The sequence below is a fragment of the Niabella soli DSM 19437 genome, from assembly GCF_000243115.2.
GTDB classification, from domain to species: Bacteria; Bacteroidota; Bacteroidia; order Chitinophagales; family Chitinophagaceae; genus Niabella; species Niabella soli.
Map to the genome: position 1 here is coordinate 2,502,940 of NZ_CP007035.1, position 23,706 is coordinate 2,526,645.

Consider the following 23,706-nt stretch of genomic DNA (forward strand, 5'->3'; position numbering starts at 1 on the left):
GTCTGACGTCTGATGTCTGCCCTCTTGCATCAGGCGTTCCGCATTATGCGTTATGCGTTCAGCAAATTTCTCCCGGACCGATTTACGAAAACGTTTTTTATTATGACAGGGCTGAAAAAGTTGTTTAAGCTGACTAACGACCTAACAATCTGATAACAAGTAAAATACAGGTTTTCTAAGAATATTTTAACATTTTATTGATGCGAATGTGCGGATTTTTTGCACCAATATGACCGCCAATAAACGTTGAAACGACTATTTTCGCACCACTCGTTTACCCTGGGATAGGAAAAAAGTGTGCAGAGAGGGTAAATTCGGAGGTTATTGAAATAAGTTTTTGTCTTAAAAATGCAGATCCAAAAGATCGGGGAACAATTTTGAAAGAATGTTAACTTACTTAAAGAAGACTGATAACGAGCTCATAAATCTATTCACAAAAGGACATACGCCGGCACTGGATTCATTATTGAACCGGTACCAGGAGAAACTCTTCAATGCGATCCTTTTCTTAGTAAAGGATAAATACCATGCCGAGGATATTTGCCAGGACGTTTTTATAAAGATCATAGAAACGCTGAAAAGCGGCAAGTATAAGGATGAAGGCAAGTTTTTGCCCTGGGCGATGCGTATTGCCCATAATTTGTGTGTGGATTATTTCAGAAAATTAAAGCGCATCCCTTTTACCAAAAGCAGTGTGGATCATGAAGTGCTGGATACGATCAATTGTACCGAACAGAATGTAGAAGAGAAGATCATTGCGGTTCAAAACATTGGTAAAGCCCAGGACATGCTGAAGCAGTTGCCCGAAGAACAAAGAGAAGTGATCATTCTGCGTCATTTTGCCAATCTTAGTTTTAAAGAAATTGCTGAAATTACCGGGTGCAGCATTAATACAGCACTCGGCAGAATGCGTTACGGCTTGCTCAATCTCCGGAAAATGATGACCGGCAAATAAAGAGAATGTCATCTTGTAACTCCAGATGGAACAAAGGAATTCGATCTATTACCATTCTTCGAATTTATTTTGCCGAATACCAACCGGTTGTTACAAGATGACGCCTAATTCAACCGCTCCAAAAATTGGAGCGGTTTTTATTGAATATCAATCAATTATAGCTAAAAAACGCTCCTGAGAGCGCCGGCACGATCGCCTACAACGTTTTCGCAAATCACCAATATTTTTGCGGGCACTTTATCAACGCAATGCTTACATTTGTTTTGCTTGCGCATGCGAAATGTAATCTTTAATGACGATTGTATTTCCCGAGAAATGTTTTTTGTTTCCCAAGTAAACAGGTTTCCCTGTTTGCCACAAAAACAGAGCATAGCGCTATATCGAATATTTAATTTTTAAACCAAACAAATCAGACTATGTACCACTGTAGAAACTGGATTATTGTATTTCTGACAATTATCGGGTTGTGCTCCACAGCCCTGGGTCAGAACGGCAACTGGACTGTTACCGGCATTGTTACTAACCAGGCGGGCACCGCACTGCCGGGTGTCACTGTTCAGGTTAAAGGCTCCACAATAGGAACTTCAACGAACCAGGACGGGGCCTTTACCATTCACGTGCCGCACTCCAAACAGACTAAGGCAACGCTTCTATTCACCGCTACCGGGCATCAATCGCAGGAAAAGGATATTAGTGGCAATGCCAATATTAAGATAAGCCTTACTGCCGAAACCCTTGGAATGGATGAAGTAGTAGTAATTGGTTATGGCACGGCGAAGCGGAAAGATGTTACCGGTGCGGTAGCTTCCGTACAGGCCACCAAGCTGGAAAAAGAAGCGCCCCGGTCCGTACAGGATCTTTTAAGGGGAAATGCTGCTGGCCTTATTATTGGCCAGGGCAACAGCGCTAAGGCAGATGCTTCTTTACTGGTAAGAGGTTCTGGTACGCTAAAAGCAAGCAGCAGCCCGCTGAATGTAGTAGACGGGGTAATTTTTGACGGCTCTTTTGCAGACCTGAACCCCAATGACATCCAATCAATCGATATCCTGAAAGACGCCAGCGCCACGGCCGTATACGGGGCCAGGGCTGCTAACGGTGTGGTATTGATCACTACCAAAAAAGGTATTGCGGGCAAACCCCGGATCACCTTTAATTCCAATGTGGGCTTTGTGGAAAATGCCAATATGCCCCGGATCATGAACGCACCGGAATTCCTGCAATGGCGTTATGATTATGAAGTAGGAAGAAAGACCACCGCTTATCTTGAGAAATATCCTGAGATGTTTGTAGACCCACGTAAACTGGCCAATGTGAAACCTTTAGACTGGTACAATTACGACCAGAAAACCCCGGTAACTTCCGTAACGGATGAACAATTGCTCCGCAGCTGGTTAGGCCGCCTGGAATTGAAAAGTCCGGAAATAGACAACTACCTGAATAACAGAGTTACCAACTGGGAGGATCTTGTTTTTCAGCGGGGCTTTCAGCAGGATTATACTGCAGCCATTTCCAACAGGAACGAAAATTCCAGCTATTATTTCTCGTTGAACCATGTAGACCGCAAAGGGATTATTACCGGCGACCGTTTTAAAGATTTTCGTACAAGACTGAATCTCGAATCAAAAGTAGCGTCCTTCCTGAAGGTGGGCGCCAATACCAATTTTTCTGTCCGGAACGAAGGTTTCCTGAAAGCAGACTGGGAGCAGATGACCAGAATCTCTCCCTACGGTTCTAATAATATCGGCGACACCAGCAGCGTTTACCAACGTCTGCCCACCGGCGATGCCACGCCGGTAAACCCGTTTTACGATAATATGTACCGCGATCGTAAGGATATTACCACTTCCATCAACTCAAGCCTTTATGGTATCATTACTCTTCCTTATGGATTTGAGTTTCAGACCAATTACACCCCTACCCTGGTATGGCATGAGTATTATAATCATGAATCTTCTCTAAACGAAGCATGGGCGGCAGCCGGCGGCAGTAGCGAACGTGAGTTTGAAAAAACCTTTAACTGGCAGATCGATAATGTGCTGCGATGGAAAAAACGTTATGGCATCCATAATTTCGAAGTCACCCTGCTGCAAAACGCAGAAAAAGGACAATACTGGGAGACCGATGCCACGGGAACTGCTTATAGCCCCAGTGATATCCTGGGCTACCATCGTTTACAAGCAGCAACTGTTCCGCATGCTTCCAGTAATGATACGTACAAAACCGGGGACGCCCTGATGGGTCGTCTCTTCTACTCTTTAAAAGACCGGTATATGTTGACCGCTTCTATAAGAAGAGATGGCTATTCTGCCTTTGGCGCCCGGAACCCCCGGGCAACCTTCCCGGCCCTGGCCTTTGCCTGGGATCTGTCGGAAGAAAAATTTATGAAAAATACATCCTCATGGCTGGACTATGCCAAACTGCGGCTTTCCTGGGGAAAGAACGGGAACCGGGATATTTCCGATCAGTATTCGGCCCTGGCGAATATGACCTCTGCGCTGCATCCTTATATCAATCAAAGTGGCGTGGTATACCTTGCATCGCAGTTGTATGTAAGCCGTATGGCCAACCTGGATCTGAAATGGGAAGCCAAAGAATCCTATAACGTCGGGATTGATTTCTCAGTGCTCCATCACAGGCTGAGTGGTTCTATTGACGCGTATACAGCCACTACCAAAAACCTGCTGGTAGACCGCTCCTTATCTTCGGTTGTGGCCTTTGCAAGTGTGGCAGCCAACCTGGGCCAGATGAATAATAAAGGGTTTGAAGCAAGCCTGAACGGGATCATTATTCAGAAAAAAGACTTTGACTGGAGCAGCGGTTTTATTTTTATGTTCAACCGCAGAAGGGTTCTCCATCTATACGGCAACACGATGACTATAAGAGATGCCAGTGGGAATGTGATCGGGCAAAGGGAGGCAGACGATCTTACCAAAGGCTGGTTCATTGGCCAGGACCCGGACCGTTACTGGAACTATGAGCGCGTTGGCGTATGGCAGGTAAGCGAAGCGGGAGCAGCTGCCCGGTACGGCAATCAGCCCGGCGACTTTAAATATAAAGATCAGAACGGAGACAGCGTACTGACCAATGCGGATAAGATCTTTCAGGGATATAAAACCCCAAGGTACCGCTGGAGCTGGAGAAACGACATCAACTACAAACGGTTAACTCTGTCGCTTTTTGTTTATGCCAACTGGGGTGAATACGGCACTTTTAACAGGGCGGCTAACAGTAATAGTTTCCCGGACCGGACCACCGACTATATGCAGCCGAGATGGACGGTTGATAATCCTATTAATGATTATGCGCGCATTGGTTCCAAAAACCTCGGTGATAATTATATAAACCAGTCCTTTATCCGGCTTGATAATGTTGCGCTCTCGTATGCTGTTCCCCAGTCCTGGTTAACGGCCATCAAAGCACAGAGTCTGCGCATTTCGGCTTCCGTTCGTAATGCCCTGTATTGGTCGCCCTACTGGAAATTTGGGGACACCGAATCCGGCGGAGCCCCTACCCCCCGCACCTATAATTTAAGCTTTAATCTGACACTCTAATATTTAGTACTATGAATCGATCTATTATATATAAAAGATTATTGCCCGTTTCACTGATGGCAATTTCGCTGGTAGCCTGTAATAAAGAATGGCTGCAACCCAAACCGCTTTCTCTGTACGAGCCAGGCGTTACCCTTAAAGACCCTGGCGCTTTTTATTCAACGCTTACCGCCTGTGAGCGGAATATGCGGCATGAATATTTTGGCGATGCGGCGCCTATACTTACCGAAATTATGCAGTCTGAAGTGGCTGTTGAAGGCACCACCGATAAGGCCGGCCCGCAAATGGATATGGACGTGTCATTATTGCCCGATGCAGACCTCAACAATACCAATACTACAAAAGTAGGCTGGTATTTTAACGAAGGCTATAATGGTATCAAATATGCCAATACCGTGATCGACAATATCGACAATGCAAAGTTCAAAAGCGAGGCCGAAAAAAATGCCATCCTGGGCGCCGCTTATTTTCAAAGAGCATACCGCTATTTTAAATTAGTACACCAGTTTGGGGACGTACCCTTTGTGGAACACGTATTAGACCATCCCAAGGATGATTTCTATTCCAATGACCGCTGGAGCATTCTGGCACGTCTTAAAAAAGACCTGGAATTTGCCTACCAGTGGGTGCCGGATAATGTTGACCGCGGCCGCACTTCAAAAGGCGCCTGCGGCGTGTTATTGATGAAAGTATGCATGGCCCTGACTGATTTTGACCGCGCCATTGCCGTGGGTAAGGAAATTGTAGTCGCCCACCCGTTAATGAGAAACCGGTTCACCTCCAATCAAAGCAAGCCCCATACGAATTTAATGTTTGACCTGCACAGCGTGGAAGCCAAACTGGATATGACCAATACGGAAGGCCTCATGTATGTAGTGGCGTATCCCAATGCAGAACCAACAGACGGATCACCCAATGACCGCATCCAGATCATGCGCAATGCCGTACCCTACTGGAATGCAGGGGGTATTAAAACCCCGGACGGTTTAACCGGCACCATTTCTCCTTCGCCAGCCGGTACACCGGACAGCCTGGACCTGAACAAAACCTACGGGCGTGGTATCGGACGCCTGCGTCCCACCTGGTACTCCACCAATGAAATATGGAGAGCCGATAAGGAAGGAAATGACCTCCGTGGGCCTTATAACCACGATAGCTGGCGGCGGATGGAGGATCTCTTGTACAATAATCCCAGTTTAAAAGGCAAAAGTCCCTGGTATGCCAAGCACTTTGTAAAGCCCGCCGCCATGAGCGTGGAAGATACCATCCGCCTCTGGTACCCCTGGCCGCATTATAAAACATTTGTTCCCGATCCATTACAAACCTCCTGGGCCGGTGGGCAAACCCCCTGGTATATCTACCGTTCAGCAGAAGTATACCTGATGCTGGCTGAATGCTATTACTGGAAGAATGACCTGGGGTCGGCCGCTACTGCTATGAATGAAGTACGTACCCGGGCAGGCGCCACCCCGCTCACAGCGGCCGATATAAACATCGGAGAAATACTGGACGAAAGAGCGCGTGAGTTGTATTATGAAGAAAACCGGCATATTGAGCTGGTACGTATCGCCTATACCTACGCTAAAACCGGTAAGCCCTGCGAGATCTTTGGCGGACGCGTATATAAACTGGATAATATAAGCGGCCCCGGAGGTACCGGCGCCAATGTAAAACAGATGGGTATCAATTTCTGGTACGACCGGGTAGTAAGCCGGAGCAATTTTTATAATCACGGCGTAAAACATAAATGGGCCGAGTACAAAGTAAGCGTACATCATATTTTGTGGCCCATACCTACAGCAGCTATCACCTTAAATGTAAACGGCGTCATCAATCAGAATATCGGTTACCCCGGTGCAGAGCTTAATGTAAAAGCTGTTCCGGTACCATAATTAATAAATTACACGATTATCGTTTAATAAGGATTCATTTCAATTATAAAGGGCTGCTCCAACAGGAGTGGCCCTTTTTTATAGCACTCAAACGTTATAGTAAAAATCGGGCCGTCCTCTCAACTAAATTGCTTATTTTAGACAGACTGTAACGCTCCGTCACAGAACCAAAGACATTTCAGTGCTTCTTTGGGCCTAACGATTAACTTGTAAATTCAGGAATATGTCCAGATTAAAAAGCCGAAGATCCTTTTTAAAGAACTCCGCTAAACTAACCGCCGGCGCCTTTTTGCTCCCGCAAGCCCCCATGATCGTTCCATCGTCTTTCTTCACCAAGGACGCCCCCAGCAATAAGGTTAACGTCGGGCAGATCGGCTGTGGCCGTATCGCCATGACGCATGACCAGGTAGAAACCTTTAAGCATGAGGCGGTACGTATTGTAGCTATGGCTGATCCTGACCGGTATAGACTGGAAGCGGGAAAAAAACGGATCGAAGGCTGGTACGAAAAGAAAACCGGGAAGGCCAATTACATTGATATAAAAATGTACGACAACTACCAGGAGTTATTGTTAAATAAAGATATCGATGCCGTTATCATCAGCACACCGGATCACTGGCACGCGCAACCCGCCATGGAAGCGGCTTTGGCGGGCAAGCACATCTACCTGCAAAAGCCTACTTCGCTTACGATTGAAGAAGGCCGCTCCATGAGCAACGTGGTGCGCCAGTCGGGCGTAACCTTTCAATTGGGTAGTCAGCAGCGTTCCGTTAGTCCCTGGCCCCAATTTAAAAAAGCCTGCGAACTGGTGCGCAATGGCCGCATCGGCAAATTACACTCCGTGCAGGTGGGCCTGCCGGCCGATCCACCGGGGGGCAACACCACGGAAATGCCCATCCCCGAAGGGTTTAACTATGACCTGTGGCTGGGGTCCACTCCTTATATTTATTATACGCAAGACCGGGTGCATAATCAAAAAGATATTGAATCCCGCGGGGGCTGGCTGCGCATGGAACAATTCGGCGCGGGCATGATCACCGGCTGGGGCGTGCATCATATCGATATTGCGCATTGGGGCATGGATACGGAACTGACCGGTCCCATAGAGATTGAAGGCACGGCGCAATTCCCCAAAACAGGTTTATGGAATGTACATGGCGATTATGAAGTGACCGCCAAGTATGCCAACGGTGTAACCATGCACATCAACAGCAAAAACCCCAACGGCGTTAAATTTGAGGGATCCGAGGGCTGGATCTTCGTTTCGCGCGGTAACGTGGGCGTTACCGCCAGCGACCCGGGCTCCGGCGGGCAAAACAAAGCCTTCAATGCCAGTAATCCGAATATACTTACTTCTGTGATCAAACCCAATGAGATCCATTTGTATGAAAGTCGCGAGCAACACCTGAGCTGGATCGATTGTATCCTCAATAAAAAACCAACGATCAGTCCGGCAGAAGTGGCCCATCGCTCCTGCAGCGCCTGTTTGATCGCGCATGCGGCCATGAAAATGGGCACCAAATTATATTGGGATCCGGAAAAGGAAGTATTCAAAAATAATATTGAAGCAAACAAATTACTATCCAGACCGCAGCGTTATCCTTACGGAACAAATTATGTATTAAATAAATTAAAGAAATAGATGAAGAAAATTGTACTCCCTGTTGCCTTGCTGGCGATGTTGGCCGCTTGTAAAAGTAACGACACCAAAAAAGAAAATGAGCAAGGCGACAAGAAACTGCTATCCATTATAACCCTCGACCCCGGCCACTTTCACGCCGCACTGGTACAAAAAGAAATGTACCCGGATGTGGATAGCAATGTTTATGTATATGCCCCTGCAGGTGAAGACCTGGACCTGCATTTAAAACGCATCGAAGCCTTTAATACACGGGCAGCGAATCCCACTCATTGGAAAGAAAATGTATATACCGGCGCCGATTTTTTTCAAAAAATGATCCAGGAAAAAAAGGGAAATCTGGTGGTGATGAGTGGCAACAACCAGAAGAAGGCAGAATACGTTTTGAACACAATAGATGCGGGTATGAACGTGCTGGCTGATAAACCCATGGCGATCGACCAGCCGGGATTTGAACTGATAAAAAATGCTTTTGCAAAAGCCGCGGAAAAAAAGGTGTTGCTCTATGATATCATGACAGAGCGTTTTGAGATCAACTCCACCCTGCAACGTGAGCTGGCACAGATGCAGAAGGTATTTGGCACCCAGGAAAAAGGTACGCCCGACAACCCGGGGGTTACCAAATCGAGCGTTCACTTTTTATACAAATCCGTGTCCGGCGCGGTATTGCAGCGTCCGGCCTGGTTTTTTGATGTAACCCAGCAGGGCGAAGGCATTGCCGATGTATCCACGCACCTGGTAGACCTGGCACAGATCGAATGTTTCCCCGGCCAGGCGCTGGATTACCAGAAAGATGTGGAACTGGTTTCGGCAAAACACTGGACCACTCCCCTTACTTTAAGCCAGTTTACTGAAATAACCAAGCAACCGGCGTTCCCTGATTATCTGAAGCAAAACGTAACAAAGGACACTATTTTAAATACCTATTTCAATGGCTCCTTCCAGTATAAGCTGCGCGGCATCAATATTAAGATCACGGCTACCTGGGATTATAAAGCACCGGCAGGTTCGGGAGATACGTATTACTCAGCGCTGCGCGGCACGCGGGCTAATTTAACCATCCGTCAGGGCCTGGAAGAAAATTACAAACCTACACTGTACATCGAACCGGTTAAAAGCAATGATGCCAGCTTCGAAAAAGATCTTACTGACGCTATGGCAACACTGCAGGCTAAGTATCCTGGTGTTTCCATAAAGAAAACGGCAAAAGGATGGCAGGCCGTAGTTCCGGAGAAATATAACACAGGGCACGAAGCGCATTTCGGGCAGGTGATGCAGCACTATCTGCAGTTCCTGAAAGAAAAGAAATTACCCGCCTGGGAAGTGCCTAATATGATCACCAAATATTTCACGACCACTGCTGCATTGGAGCTGGCAAAAAAATCAGCAACAAAAAAATAACATGATCCGAAAAATATTTTTAGCAGGGTTCTTTGTAGGGATGATAAATTTGTCATCCCTACAGGCGCAGCGCATCAGTAGTTGGCAGGTACATACCACCGGAAAAGGAAACTTCTCCATTCCGATGAGCATTAACCTGGATGCGGTTTCTTTTGTACCCGACAGCAGCCTGCAGCTTTTTGAAACGACCGGCGGAAAAAAAACAGCGGTTCCATTTCAGATCGAAACAGAAGAAGGGCGCCGGTTATGCTGGCTGATAGAGCCCGCCCGCGTGGCTACGCGCTCTTATGAATTGGTAAAGGGAAAAAGAGAAAATTTCGCTCCATCGCTGCAAACACCTCTTGAAGGCGGTGCATTGACCATCATGAGCGGCGATAAAAAATTACTGCGTTATCATTCCGAAACGGTTTATCCGCCCAAGGGTATTGATACTGCTTATAAGCGCAGCGGCTTTATTCATCCCCTCTGGACGCCCAATGGCGAAGAGCTGACGCGCATTAATGCGCCGGATCATTATCACCACTGGGGGCTGTGGAATCCCTGGACACATGTGCTGTTTGAAAAAGATACCGTTGATTTCTGGAACCTGAAAGATCGTAAAGGCACGGTACGCTTCGCGGGATTTGCATCTATTGCCGATGGCCCTGTGTATGCCGGTTACCAAACCTTGCATCAGCACATCGCCTTTAAAAAAGACGGATCAGAAAAAAATGCGATCAACGAATTACAAACCGTAAAGATCTATCGCCAGCAAAAAGATAATGACGCCTATTATATAATGGATATTACCGTTCAGTTGAGCTGTGCCAGTGCCAGTCCGGTAAAACTGCTGGAATACCGTTATGGCGGTCTGGGCATCCGTGCCACCGAGGCCTGGAACAAGGATAACAGCACTATATTCACCTCAGAAGGAAAGAACCGTAAAGAAGCCGATGGCAGTACCGCCCGCTGGTGTGTTGCGGAAGGACAATTAAACAAACAGTATGGCGGGTTGGAAATGATGAGCTATCCGGCAAATTACAACTATCCCGAACCGCTGCGCATCTGGCCGGAAAACATGAACAACCGGGGCGATGTATTTCTTAATTTCTCGCCTACCAAGAATAAAGATTGGTTGCTGGAACCGGGCAAACAATATATTTTAAAATATCGTTTCCTGGTGTTCAATAATCAACTGGCGAAAGAAAAAGCGGAAGAAGCCTGGCAGTCGTTCGCACATCCGCCAACGGTTAGTTTTAAATGAACGTATGTCCGATCAATAATTTTAGGTATCCCGCTGATTCCAGCAGATTTTTTTCGCTGATGTTCGCTGATCTTGTTTTTTCTGCGGCACATCTGCGCTATCTGCGGGAGCTTTAATCTCTTACTCTGGTTAATTTAAAATATGAAAAGAATTTTAGCAATACTCTTTACGATCACGGCCCTTGCAACAGGACCTCTATCCAACGCCCAAACCGTAAACTGGAAAAAGGTAAAAGTGCTGGTCTATACAAAAAATGGAACGGGCTATGTGCATGATAATATTCCGTCTGCAGTAAAAGCCATTCAAAAACTGGGCACACAATATGGTTTCAAAGTCGATACCAGCGCCGATCCGGCAGTAATGACAGAAGCCAACCTGCAACAGTACACCTTGCTGATCTTCCCCAGTACCAATAATGACGTTTTCAATACCGATGCACAGCGCGTCGCCTTCCGGCGCTATATTGAAGCCGGCGGCGGTTTTGTGGGCCTGCATTCCGTAACCGGCACTGAACGCAACTGGCGCTGGTTCAAAATGATGCTGGGCGGCACTTTTGCCTGGCATGCCCGGTTCCAGAAATTTACGGTCAGGGTTATTGATAGCCGGCATCCTTCTATGCAAGGTACGCCCGCAGTATGGGAAAAAGGAGATGAATGTTATTTTGCCAAAGAGCTGTATCCCGGCCCCAGGGTTTTAATGGTGCATGATCTGCGCACCATCGATACTACCAATGCCCAACAAAAAGCAGCGTTGGAAAAGAACCGCGGCACTTTCGGCGATTTTTACCCGAACACCTGGGAATACGCGTTCGACGGCGGTCACACCTGGGTTACCACCCTGGGGCATGATAAAAAAGATTACAGTGATCCCACTTATTTAAATCATATTCTGGGCGGCATCCGCTTTATAGCCAGCCAGGTAAAAGCCATTGATTTCAAAAAATCCTATGCCGCACAGCGGGATGAGGAGGTAAGGTTTTGATGATATTTAGCCGGTTACATGCAACCTTAAACTAAAGGCTCAAACGATTTAATACCGCGGATAGCAACCCAAAAGTTATCGATATCAGAAGTGAAGACTTTATTAGCCGATTGGGAAAAGGCGTTTGAAATTGCTAACACCAGGATGGCGATTAATGTTTTTTTCAGTTAACGGGTTCAAATTATTATTCACTCAAATATATGCGAAACAATTCGTATTAAATAACGCAAAAAGATTACCTGTTGCTGTACGGAGTCTTCGATTTCGAATCGTTTGTATTCTTCTTAGGTTTACATCAATTTTCGGGCGGCCCGGAGGACCTGTGGGACTAGTACAGGTACAGTAATAGCACGGGTCGCCCCTGTCGTACAAGCCCCTCATTGCACTGTTTCTTTAAGCAGATCTTTCATTGTCGTATATTTTTCGGCAAGATGCCCTTTTGGTGTATACCCCCATTTTTTTCCCGATCTCGTAAACGGTTTTTCCGCATTTAGAAAATGCGGCAACTATTTTTAGCCTTCCTTCGCGGCCGAAATCAGAAAGAAATGAGAAAAGTTTTAGTGCTTATTGTGTTATGGATCGGAGTTGTGGCTGTAAATGCTCAAACAACCAATACCGGGAATATTGAAGGAGTGATCACCACCCCCGAGGGGCACCCGGTTCCCAATGTAAATGTAACGATCAAAGGATCAAAAAAACATGCCGTGACCAATGAAACCGGCTACTTTGAATTTACGAATATGCCTTTTGGCAATTACCTGCTTATTTATTCCTTTGAGGGCGCTACCAGCCAGGAAGTGCCCGTAACTGTGCCTCCGGTTAACAGCGAAGGCACCCGTTACAATCTGCCTTTAAAAACAAGGGAACTTAACGAAGTTATAGTGCGTATTGGCGGCAGCATCAATAAGGGCACCGCCACTGTTGGCAAAGCAGGCATTCCCATTATGGATCTGCCCCAGGCGGTAACTGTCATCGGACAGCAAACCATTGAAAATCAGCAGGCACAACGCTTAAGTGATGTTATCAAGAACGTAAACGGTATGTACCTGGGCACCACGCGCGGTAATACCCAGGAGGCCTTTTACGCACGTGGCTACAGCCTGGGCAGCACCAATACGTTCAAAAATGGTTTCCGGCTTAATAGCGGAGCAATGCCGGAAATGAGCTCGTTGGAAAGTGTAGAGGTGTTGAAGGGAAGCGCGGCTATTCTTTACGGAAACGTGGCCCCCGGCGCTGTTGTAAATATGATCACCAAAAAACCTAAATTTTATTACGGCGGCGAGGTGAGCATGCGCGCAGGAAGTTACGATCTGTACAAACCCGCTATTGATGTTTTTGGCCCGATCAGCAAATCTGTGGCTTTTCGTTTGAATGGCACCTATGAAAAAGCCAACAGCTACCGGAATAATGTTCATTCGGAGCGCTATTATTTCAATCCCTCTTTCTTATTCAAACTAGGAAAAAAGACGGAGTTATTAGTTCAGGGCGATTACCTGCACCATGATTTTACACCTGATTTCGGCATCGGTACGCTGAGCGCCTCCCCTTCCACCTACGGGGGTAAACTAATTGCTGATGTAGGCCGTTCTGCATTTTTCGGCACCCCCTGGCAATATTCCAAAACCCGGCAGGCAACCGCCTCTGCCGAGCTCAAACACAGTTTTAACGAGCATTGGCAGTTAAATACCAGCGTAAACTATCAAAATTACCAGCGCGACTACTATGCAATTGAGCGGGTGCAGTTGAACTCGGAAGGAAAATTCCGTCGCCCCCTGGGCAAAAACAATAATAATGAAGACTATTATGCTGCACAAGCAAATCTGAACGGCAATTTTGCTACCGGCAACCTGGAACATAAACTGCTGATCGGCGCTGATGCGGAAAAATATATTCAAAACAATTATATCGCAGATATCAACGGCAAGATCTACGACTCCATTAATGTATTTGACCCGGGTATGTATACCCGGAGAACCGATATCCCCGCCGCGCAATGGGCCACCAAAGCTCATGTTCCCACAGAACGTTTCGGCGCCTACGTTCAGGATCTGGTGAAACTATCCGACAAATTCAAATTACTGGCCGGCGTGCGCTGGTCGTTCCAGCAGGCCGATGCTACAAAAACGGATTCGTTGCTGAGCAATAAAACGGTAATGGGGAAAATACAGATCAACAAAGCCTTTTCTCCACGGGTGGGGTTATTATATCAGCCCACGACCACCACTACGGTTTTCGCAAGTTATGCCAACTCTTTTAGCCCCAATACCGGAACCGATATTTATAATAATGCAATAAAACCATCCATCATCGACCAGTTTGAACTGGGCGTTAAAAATGATCTGCTGGAAGGTCGTTTAAGTGCAAACCTGACGCTGTACCGGATCGTTAATAACAACCTGGCACAAATGGCGCCGACCGATGCGAACGGCAACCCCAATTCCAATTCAAATATTAAGGAGCTTTCGGGGCAAACGACCAGCGATGGCATTGAAGTGGATGTGCGTACACAACCGGTAACGGGTCTGGATATTATGACAGGCTATAGTTACAATAATATGCGCTACACGAAAACATCCGGTAAATCCGGGAGTTATGTAGAAGGACAACGCCTCGTCAACAGTCCGGCCCACACAGCCAATATGACCGCTTTTTACACCGTTCAGCGCGGTGCGGTGCAGGGGCTCAAATTCGGAGCCGGTATATATTACATTGGCGACCGGAATGCCGGTTGGAACAATACTTATACAGACAACAACGGCACCGCAAATGATCGCTTGTTTTCTGTAAAAGGGTTCGTAACTGCCGACGTTACCGCCGGGTACACGTATAAAAAATGGTCGTTGCTGGCCAAGTTGGCAAACCTGACCAACACTTATAATTATTACGTCCACGAAAACTACAGCATCAATCCCATTCCCCCGCGGAATTTTGTAGTAACTGCTGCATTTAAGTTCTGATGAGCTTTTTCAAAACAAGCCAGCCCTGCAATGAATGTTGCGGGGCTTTTTTATAACGGATGCTCGTTATTGGTTACTTGATACTGATCACTGGTCACTTGATACTGGATTCTGGTTTCATTTTGCTGGTTTCAAAAGAAACCTAAGCCAGAATCGAGAATCAAGGATCGAGGATCGATAAACAATGCCAAACGCTAACCCAACCTTGAACCTTAAACTTTGAACTCTGTAACCTGTAACCCAACCATGAACCACGAACTATTGACTATTTCCTATTCACCTCCCCTCCCCGTTCCACAAACGCCTCCTTCAGTTGCTGAAAGCGCACCGCATCAATCGGCAAGGTAGCCTTTTCAATAATGGTACTTTTCATCCCAAGTTCCAAAGCATCCAGCGCGGTAAAATAAACACAAAAATCGGCCGCCAGGCCGCACACATCCACTGCGTTTATATTCAAACCTTTTAAATAAGCTCCCAACCCCGTGCTTTTTAAATGGCCGTTGTCAAAAAAGCCGCTGTAGCTATCTATTCCGGGATCCATGCCTTTACGAAAAATAGCCGCAATTTTATGCTGATCGATATCCTTGTGCAACTCCGCCCCCCGCGTTCCCTGCAGGCAGTGATCGGGCCAAAGCGTCTGGCTACCGCCTTTCCATTCAATAATAGCAAAAACCTTTTTCCCCGGATGTTGCGAAGCAAAACTTTTATGACCCGCCGGGTGCCAGTCCTGCGTAGCCACAACCAGGTCATACTCCCTTTGCAGGTTGTTGATTACCGGTATGAGCGTATTTCCCCCGGGCACCGCCAGGGCACCCCCCGGCAAAAAATCATACTGCATATCCACAATGATCAGGCATTTCATGGTATTTCGTTTGAAACGGAAAGATAGTTATTTCAGATTTTAGTATTCAGTATTTAGACCTCTGTGTAGCCGTCTTGCATTCACAACCCCTACTTGCTACTTCCCATTCACTCCTATGGACCATTGACCATTGACTTTTCACCCCTCCAAAAACTAACAATCGTTACCAATTATCCTTTCCCCCACGATACCCCAACAGGACCGCATTCCTTCTACATTTCTCATTTCTTATTTATTATTTTACATTTTCCCCCTCCACAGTGTTCCCGTTACGCAAAGGATTAGTTAACTTGCAGCCACTAAATCAAATTTTTAAAAATGAGCTACATTTCAGAGGTATTTGCAAGACAAATTTTAGACAGCCGCGGTAACCCAACTATCGAGGTGGATATCCTAACAGACGAAGGAGCTTTAGGCCGCGCCGCCGTTCCCAGTGGCGCCAGCACAGGCATTCACGAAGCAGTAGAACTGCGGGATGGCGATAAGAAAAAATACCTGGGAAAAGGAACCCTGAAAGCAGTTAAAAACGTAAATACGATCATCGCTCCGGCATTGCTGGGTTATGATGTAGCGGATCAAACCGGTATCGACCAGTTAATGATCGAACTGGACGGCACCCCTAACAAAGGAAAATTAGGCGCTAATGCCCTGCTGGCCGTAAGTATGGCGGCAGCCAAAGCGGCAGCGGAAGAAGCAGGATTGCCTTTATACCGTTATGTGGGCGGTACGAATGCCAAAACATTACCCATCCCCATGATGAATATTTTAAATGGTGGTGCGCACGCAGATAATAAGATCGATTTCCAGGAATTTATGATCATGCCCGTAGGCGCTTCTTCTTTCAGCGAGGGACTGCGCTGGGGTGTGGAAATTTTCCACGCGTTAAAAACCGTATTGAAGAAAAAAGGCTTCAGCACCAACGTAGGGGATGAAGGGGGTTTTGCGCCCAATATCCAAAGCAATGAAGAAGCGATCGAAACCGTACTGGCCGCTATCAATGCAGCGGGTTACAAAGCTGGGTCACAGATCGCCATCGCCATGGATGCTGCTAACAGCGAGCTCTGGGATGCTAAAAAGAAAAAATACGTTTTCCATAAAAGTAGCGGCAAGGCCCTCAGCAGCGATGAGCTGGTACAGTTCTGGGCTAGCTGGGTAAAACAATATCCGATCATCAGCATCGAAGATGGTATGGCCGAAGACGACTGGAAAGGCTGGGCAGCATTAACCGAAGCTGTGGGCAGCAAATGCCAGCTGGTAGGTGATGATCTGTTTGTAACCAACGTAACCCGTTTACAACAAGGTATCGACAAAGATATCGCCAACGCGTTGCTGGTAAAAGTAAACCAGATCGGTACCCTTACTGAAACCATTAATGCCGTAACACTGGCGCAGCACAATGGTTATAATACCATCATGAGCCACAGGAGCGGTGAAACCGAGGATACCACCATCGCAGACTTAGCGGTAGCGTTAAATTGCGGACAGATTAAAACCGGTTCAGCAAGCCGTACTGATCGTATCGCAAAATACAACCAGCTGATCCGCATCGAGGAACAATTGGGCGAAAGCGCGGTTTATCCAAAAGGAAAGATTAAATTTGGTAAGAAATAATTATTAGGTCGGCTTTAGTGCTGCTATCAGCTTCGTTGTGTCACTCACTTGTACATCAGTGCTGATGGCAGCATTTTCAAATTGCCGCATTTTCAAATTTTCAAATTAATTCCTGTATGGAAGAATTTGTAGACTTTGTCCCTGAAAAAGAACCCGCCCGGGTAGTTCACAAAAGGCCCCGGAAAGCATTAAGTAAAATTTCGCGGTTCTTAACCAACCGGTTTTTCCTGGCAACGGTCGGGTTTGCAGCAATCATGTTGTTCCTGGATAAAAACGATTTATTCACCACTATTGAGCGGCATAGAGAGTTAAATGGATTGGAACTAAGCAAAGAGCATTACAACAAAGAGCTGGTTGACCTGCATAAGATCAAAACTGATCTGGAAACCAATCCGGCCACCATTGAAAAACTGGCCCGCGAAAAATACAAGATGAAACGGGATAATGAGGACATTTTCCTTACCGAAGACAACAATACCAAATTAAAACAGGCCGAATAGCCTGTTCATAAGGTACAGAAACCAACCAAAAGAACGTCATTTCGAGCGAAACGTAGTGGAGCCGAGAAATCTCAACTGATAATTATTTAAATAGAAGATTTCTCTGCTTCGTTACAACCGAAATGACGTTCTTTTTTTATTTGCCGTTAACACAGAATAACAAGAATTATGCGTTTGAATTATCTCCTGCTATTGATCCTGCTGCTGAACGCCTGCCATGGGGTACCCACATCAGTTAACGGGCATAATTTTATTCAAAAAACAGGGCGCACCGCGGAAAAAAAATGGACACTGGTATGGCAAGATAATTTCGACAAACAACACCTGGACACAACAAAATGGACGATGATCCCACCCGGTAAAGCCGATTGGGGAAAGCATATGAGCAATAACCCGTCCTGCTTTCGTTTCGATAACGGATATATCTATTTACGCGGGATCAATAACCCGGATACCACAACAGATCACCGCCCTTTTTTAACCGGCGGCATTTATACAAAAGGAAAGTTCGCTTTTCAATACGGCAAAATTGAAATAAGGGCTAAACTGGAGGGTGCTCGCGGTGCATGGCCGGCCATGTGGATGCTCGCTGAAAAAAACAAATACGGCGAATATCCCAAAAACGGAGAAATTGATATTATGGAGCACCTGAATTTTGATTCCATTGTTTATCAAACAACGCACTCCTATTACACGCTTAACCTGAAACAGGAAAATAATCCGCCGCACTCCGGAAGGGCAGCCATCAACAAAAACGACTTTAATATTTTTGGACTGAAATGGTTCCCCGATAAACTGGTGTTTACTGTAAATGGAACTGAAACCTTTACTTACCCGCGCGTAGCCGGCGTGGATCCCAGCCAGTGGCCTTACGATCAGCCTTTCTACATTATGATCGACCAGCAGCTCGGCGGCAATTGGGTGGGTAAAGTGGCGCCGGATCAGTTGCCCGTGCAAATGATAGTAGATTGGGTAAGGGTGTACCAGTAATGCAGAACGCATAACGCATAATGCAAAATGCTAAGGATTCCTTTGTTAGTGTTGCGTGTTGGCCATAGTGCGTAGCAGAAACACCAACAAACGAACCGCAGGTGTTTTCCCCACGCGTTACTACCGCGCTCAACACCTGCAGCGGCATAAAAAAAGAGCGCCGGTATTTTAGCTTTCAATAACAGTTCTTTATTTTTGACCAACAAGTTGAAATGCCTCAGCCGTATGTCCATTCATAGTCATTACTTGTATTGGATTTTCAAGCAGGATTTTAAACTCTTTCGTCAATTCTGAAATCCATTCTCTTGTATGATGTCTGAATGTTACGCCTTCTGACAGCTTAAAAACACCAAAATTGTCTTCATCATCATTAAAATATTGATACCTCTTAACTTCAGGAGAATTATTTTGCAGGTAGTAATCGCTTATGTAAATAATGCCCTCAGGTTTTAGCTTGGACCTAAGCAGTTTTAAAAGTTCCTTTTGCCCATTGTTAGAGGGGATGCAAGTCAATACTGCAAATAATAATATGCAGTCCACTGAATTGTTCCGAACAGGCAGATCCAGTGGGCTGGTAATATGAAAAAGAGACAGATTATTTTGCTGCCTGCCGCGACCCACTAATTCTTTTGAAGTATCATAACCAACTACATTTGTAAATCCAACATCTGAGAGTTCTTTTACTATTCGTCCGTAGCCGCACCCGAAATCAAGTATTTTGCTATCGGCGGATAAACGGGTGGTAAGAACTTCCTTGTTAAGTGGATGAGTAAATGTTTTCGCATAAGCAACTTTGTCCCAATATTCACTTTGATTGTCTATACTCATTTTCTAACAGATTGTATTTGGGCCGCCTTTGTTGGTGTTGCGCGCTGACCACAGCGCATAGCTAAAACACCAACAAACCGGCCGCCGGTTTTATCTATACGCCACTACTGCACTTTACACTGGCGGTGGCGCTAAACATTAACTAATTGCATTTATTTCTTGTATAAATACTTTTTAGGAATTTTCACTTTATTCGTTTCCAGCGTCCAAAGCAAATTTGCAATCCACCACCTGTTCTTAAAATAAACTAACTGATAGCTGTTAATACCTCTTGCTTCCTCATTTTTTGAATCCTTGCCATAAAAGCTTTGAAAAACATTTGCGATTCCATTAAACTCATCAACAACTTTTCCCGTTTCATACTCGACATAACCCTCCGTATAATAATCGTCATGCATCAATTCTATAAAATCATCAAGGCTAACTGTTTCGGTGGGCCGGTTCAGAGAATCTTTGCTATTTAAAATTGTAAATGTTGCAGTAGGTAAAAACAAATTTCGCAATGCTTTCCAGTTTCTTGTTTTTCCTCTTTCGCTCGATTGAAGTCGTAATACTTCCCCTACAATACCGTCAATAGATTTGACAGCATTTGTGTCCGCCAACATCACTTTCTGCGCTTTTAAACTTATTGACGAGCTGATAAGATAAAGAAGTATAAAAAACAATTTCATTACCTATATATTCAGCCTTTGTTGGTGTTGCGCGCTGACCACAGCGCGTAGCTAAAACACCAACAAACGGACCGCCGGTTTGTTATCCACCCAACACTACTACGCTCAACACCGGCAGTGGCGCGAACAACCCATTCACTACTCACCTTTCACCATTGCCTAATTCCTCACCGGCTTCCCGGTCTTGATCACGCTTTGCAACCGCTCCAGGGTTTTGCGTTCGCCGCATAATGATAAAAAATTCTGCCGTTCCAGGTCCAATAGATATTGTTCCGATACCAATGTAGCTTCACTCAAATCGCCGCCGCACATAACATAAGCTAATTTCCTTGCCACCAGCGCATCATGATCCGTTGCATAATTCCCTTTTTGCATACCATTAATACCTGCTAACAATGCACCCAGCGCACTGCGCCCAAGCACTTTAATATCCGTTCTGGGAACCGGCGCCACGTAACCATTATCATACAGGTCAATAATACTGCGCTTTGCTTCGGCTACCCGGTAATCGGGGTTCATCACTACTTCATCCACTCCTTTGCGGTAATACCCCAAGTCAAAAGCCTCAAATGCCGAAGTAGCTACTTTAGCCGTTGCCACCGTCAGGAAGCGGTTTTGTAACGGTATATTTTCAGGCTCGCCATGCTGCACATCATCCGCCGCCCGCAATGCAAATTCTTTGGTGCCGCCACCGCCGGGTATCAGGCCTACGCCCAATTCTACCAATCCCGTGTAGGTTTCAGCAGCCGCAAACACTTTGTCGGCGTGCATACTCAGCTCGCAGCCCCCGCCCAATGCCAGTCCATGCGGCGCTACCACAACCGGCACAGAAGCGTACCGGGCACGCATAGTGGTATTCTGGAACAGACGCACGGCCATATCCAGTTCATCGTATTCCTGTTCTATAGCCAGCATAAAGATCATACCTACATTAGCCCCGGCCGAAAAATTAGCCCCTTCATTAGCGATCACCAGCCCTTTAAATCCTTTTTCCGCCTTCTCAATAGCCGTTTGTATGCCGCCCAATACGTCGCCGCCAATAGTGCCCATTTTGGTATTCCATTGCAGGCCCAGCACTTCATCACCGATATCATATAGTTTGCAGCTATTATTCTTCCATACGATTTTGTCGGAATAATTACTTAAAATAATAAAAGCATCGCTTCCCGGTAGCAGTTTATAGGTTTTGCTTGCCGGATCATACGCCTTCCGTTTCCCGTTCTCAGTAATATAAAACGTTTTGTTTCCTGCAGCCAGCATTGCATCTACCCAGGGCGCAACGGAGTATCCGGCCGCTTTCATCGCCTCCACTGTTTTGGCTACGCCCACTGCATCCCAGCTTTCAAAAGCGCCGATCTCCCAGCCAAAGCCGGCTTTCATCGCATCATCAATGCGGTACAATTCATCGCTGATCTCCGGAATACGATGACTTACATAAGAAAATAATCCATAATGAAATTTCCGGTAAAACTCCCCTGCTTTATCGCCACCGGCCAATAAGGCTTTTAATTTCGAAGGCAGGTCTTCAATCAATTTGGCGGGCTCCAGGCTTGCGAATTTTGCCTTAACTCTTGGGCCATATTCAAAGGTCTTTAAATTGAGCGTTAAGATCTCTGAAGCGCCTTTATCCGTTTTTACTTTTTTGAAAAAGCCCTGACCGGTTTTGTCGCCCAACCATTTATTCTCCACCATTTTTTCCAGCCATGCCGGAATAGCAAACAACTCTTTGGCTTCATCCTGCGGGCAATTATCATATACACCCTTAGCTACCTTCACCAATGTGTCGATCCCCACCACATCGGCCGTGCGAAATGTCGCGGATTTCGGTCGTCCTATAACCGGACCCGTCAGCGCTTCAATTTCATCAATGGTTAAACCTAGTTTATCCATTAATGAAAAAATGGACATAATACTGAAGACGCCCACCCTGTTAGCAATAAAGGCTGGCGTATCCTTGCACAATACGGTTGTTTTGCCAAGAATGCGCCCGCCGAACTGCAGCAGGAAATCTATCACCGATCCATCGGTATCTGGCGTGGGAATAATCTCCAGCAGGCGCAGGTAGCGGGGCGGATTAAAAAAATGCGTACCGCAAAAATGCTTTTTAAAATCGTCAGACCTTCCTTCGGTCATCAGGTGAATAGGGATACCGGAAGTGTTCGACGTGATCAATGTTCCGGGGCGGCGATATTGCTCCACCTTTTCAAATAGCTGTTGCTTGATATCGAGCCGCTCTACCACCACTTCTATGACCCAGTCGCAACCGGCAATATCTTTCAGGTTGTCATCAAAATTACCTGTGGTGATCTTCTGCACTACCGCTTTTGTAAATACCGGCGAAGGGTTGCTTTTGATAGCGGCGGCGAGCGCGTCTTTCACGGTCTTGTTTTTATCAATCGTTTTTCCGCCTGCCTCCTGTGGTGTTGCAATATCCAGCAACAATACCGGGATTCCGGCTCCCGCAAAATGACAGGCAATACGGCTGCCCATAACCCCGCTTCCCAAAACAGCAACCCTCTTTATCGTTCTTTTCATGCAATACAATTTTGAAAATAGTTAGTTAAACAACTATCTACTGTGAAGTTAAGCATAAAAAGACCATTCCCCGTTCGCGGTGAAAAAATGCGGCTTCGCCGATTTTATTTCTTGCGCACAATCAATAAATAATACATTTGAATTCAGTAAACCCTGGATACTTTATGAGTATATTAACTACCAGTGAACTTTCTAAAAGATACAAAACCGTTCAGGCACTCAACCTGGTGAATATTACCATTCCCAAAGGCTGCGTGTATGGCATTCTGGGGCCTAACGGGAGCGGTAAAACCACCTTGTTGGGTATTGTGATGGATGTGCTGAAAGCTACCTCCGGAGCCTATCTGTGGAACGGACAGCCCGGCAGCGATGCTCAGCGTAAGCGAATAGGAACCCTGCTGGAAACGCCTAACTTCTACCCTTATCTCAGTGCGGAACGCAACCTGGAAATTGCTGCCGCTATCAAGGGGTATAATAAAAGTGATATTCCGCGCGTTTTAAAGATCGTTAATCTTTTTGAACGCAAAGATTCTGCGTTCAGTACCTATTCATTGGGAATGAAACAACGCCTCGCAATTGCCGCTGCGCTGCTGGGCGATCCGGAAGTATTGGTATTTGATGAGCCAACAAACGGGCTGGATCCTGCGGGAATTGCCGAAATACGCCAACTGATCCTGGCGTTACATACTTCAGGTAAGACCATCATCATGGCCAGCCATATCCTGGATGAGGTAGAAAAAGTATGTACTCATGTCACTATTATTCAAAAAGGAACCATTAAGGCCAGCGGTACGGTTGCAGAAGTGCTGCATGCAGGAGAACAACAAAACGAAACACTTATTGAGATTGCAGCCGGCGACCTGGCACAATTACAAACAGTGGCACCGGGGTTGCCCGGACTAAAAACGGCAGTCTTAAAACAGGATTTCTTATTATTACACTGCACTGCAACCATAACGCCGGAGGCGATCAATAAATTCTTTTTCGAAAAAGGAATTATTCTCAGCTATCTGTCTATAAAAAAGAAAAACCTTGAAGCCCGCTTTTTGGAGATCACCGGTACTACAAGCGATCGCTAACAATAATACAA

General features: G+C 46.1%; 16 protein-coding genes. 12 read left to right on the top strand and 4 right to left on the bottom strand.

Annotated features, from left to right (window positions below):
* Window positions 1-385 precede the first annotated feature (385 nt).
* From NIASO_RS10550 to NIASO_RS10590, 8 genes are all read left to right on the top strand, one after another.
* On the top strand, window positions 386-955 hold the full coding sequence (locus NIASO_RS10550; RefSeq protein WP_008585650.1) for an RNA polymerase sigma factor: 570 nt from the start codon (window positions 386-388) through the stop codon (window positions 953-955).
* 416 nt (window positions 956-1,371) lie between these two features.
* A complete protein-coding gene (locus NIASO_RS10560) occupies window positions 1,372-4,506 on the top strand; it encodes a SusC/RagA family TonB-linked outer membrane protein (protein ID WP_008585652.1) in 3,135 nt (1,044 codons plus the stop codon).
* Window positions 4,507-4,517: 11 nt separating this feature from the next.
* A complete protein-coding gene (locus NIASO_RS10565) occupies window positions 4,518-6,398 on the top strand; it encodes a RagB/SusD family nutrient uptake outer membrane protein (protein ID WP_025298873.1) in 1,881 nt (626 codons plus the stop codon).
* 223 nt (window positions 6,399-6,621) lie between these two features.
* Window positions 6,622-8,040, top strand: coding sequence for a Gfo/Idh/MocA family protein (locus NIASO_RS10570; protein WP_008585654.1), 1,419 nt, complete (start codon window positions 6,622-6,624; stop codon window positions 8,038-8,040).
* A complete protein-coding gene (locus NIASO_RS10575; protein ID WP_008585655.1) occupies window positions 8,041-9,438 on the top strand; it encodes a putative oxidoreductase C-terminal domain-containing protein in 1,398 nt (465 codons plus the stop codon).
* A 1-nt stretch (window position 9,439) separates the two neighbouring features.
* Window positions 9,440-10,681, top strand: a complete 1,242-nt coding sequence (locus NIASO_RS10580; protein WP_008585656.1) for a DUF6807 domain-containing protein — start codon at window positions 9,440-9,442, stop codon at window positions 10,679-10,681.
* A gap of 141 nt (window positions 10,682-10,822) precedes the next feature.
* The gene (locus NIASO_RS10585; protein ID WP_008585657.1) at window positions 10,823-11,662 is read left to right on the top strand and encodes a ThuA domain-containing protein; all 840 of its coding nucleotides are present in this window, start codon (window positions 10,823-10,825) and stop codon (window positions 11,660-11,662) included.
* A gap of 545 nt (window positions 11,663-12,207) precedes the next feature.
* Window positions 12,208-14,619, top strand: a complete 2,412-nt coding sequence (locus tag NIASO_RS10590; protein ID WP_008585658.1) for a TonB-dependent receptor — start codon at window positions 12,208-12,210, stop codon at window positions 14,617-14,619.
* Between the two features lie 265 nt (window positions 14,620-14,884).
* On the opposite strand, the gene pncA is transcribed toward NIASO_RS10590, so the two are convergent.
* On the bottom strand, window positions 14,885-15,481 hold the full coding sequence (gene pncA / locus NIASO_RS10595; protein WP_008585659.1) for a bifunctional nicotinamidase/pyrazinamidase: 597 nt from the start codon (window positions 15,479-15,481) through the stop codon (window positions 14,885-14,887).
* A gap of 318 nt (window positions 15,482-15,799) precedes the next feature.
* Between pncA and eno the strand changes: the two genes are divergently transcribed.
* From eno to NIASO_RS10610, 3 genes are all read left to right on the top strand, one after another.
* A complete protein-coding gene (eno, locus tag NIASO_RS10600; RefSeq protein WP_008585660.1) occupies window positions 15,800-17,092 on the top strand; it encodes a phosphopyruvate hydratase in 1,293 nt (430 codons plus the stop codon).
* 116 nt (window positions 17,093-17,208) lie between these two features.
* Window positions 17,209-17,592, top strand: a complete 384-nt coding sequence (locus NIASO_RS10605; RefSeq protein WP_008585662.1) for an FtsB family cell division protein — start codon at window positions 17,209-17,211, stop codon at window positions 17,590-17,592.
* 168 nt (window positions 17,593-17,760) lie between these two features.
* The gene (locus tag NIASO_RS10610) at window positions 17,761-18,582 is read left to right on the top strand and encodes a glycoside hydrolase family 16 protein (protein WP_008585663.1); all 822 of its coding nucleotides are present in this window, start codon (window positions 17,761-17,763) and stop codon (window positions 18,580-18,582) included.
* A 189-nt stretch (window positions 18,583-18,771) separates the two neighbouring features.
* Here the strand turns inward: NIASO_RS10610 and NIASO_RS10615 are convergent, their stop codons facing one another.
* The 3 genes from NIASO_RS10615 to NIASO_RS10625 form a co-directional block, all read right to left on the bottom strand.
* Entirely contained in the window at window positions 18,772-19,410 is a 639-nt protein-coding gene (locus tag NIASO_RS10615) for a class I SAM-dependent methyltransferase (protein WP_008585666.1), read from the bottom strand.
* Window positions 19,411-19,562: 152 nt separating this feature from the next.
* Entirely contained in the window at window positions 19,563-20,081 is a 519-nt protein-coding gene (locus NIASO_RS10620; protein ID WP_025298874.1) for a hypothetical protein, read from the bottom strand.
* Window positions 20,082-20,240: 159 nt separating this feature from the next.
* Window positions 20,241-22,616, bottom strand: coding sequence for a 3-hydroxyacyl-CoA dehydrogenase/enoyl-CoA hydratase family protein (locus NIASO_RS10625; protein ID WP_008585670.1), 2,376 nt, complete (start codon window positions 22,614-22,616; stop codon window positions 20,241-20,243).
* 164 nt (window positions 22,617-22,780) lie between these two features.
* On the opposite strand from NIASO_RS10625, the gene NIASO_RS10630 reads away from it, so the two are divergent.
* A complete protein-coding gene (locus NIASO_RS10630) occupies window positions 22,781-23,695 on the top strand; it encodes an ABC transporter ATP-binding protein (protein WP_008585671.1) in 915 nt (304 codons plus the stop codon).
* Window positions 23,696-23,706: the final 11 nt, after the last annotated feature.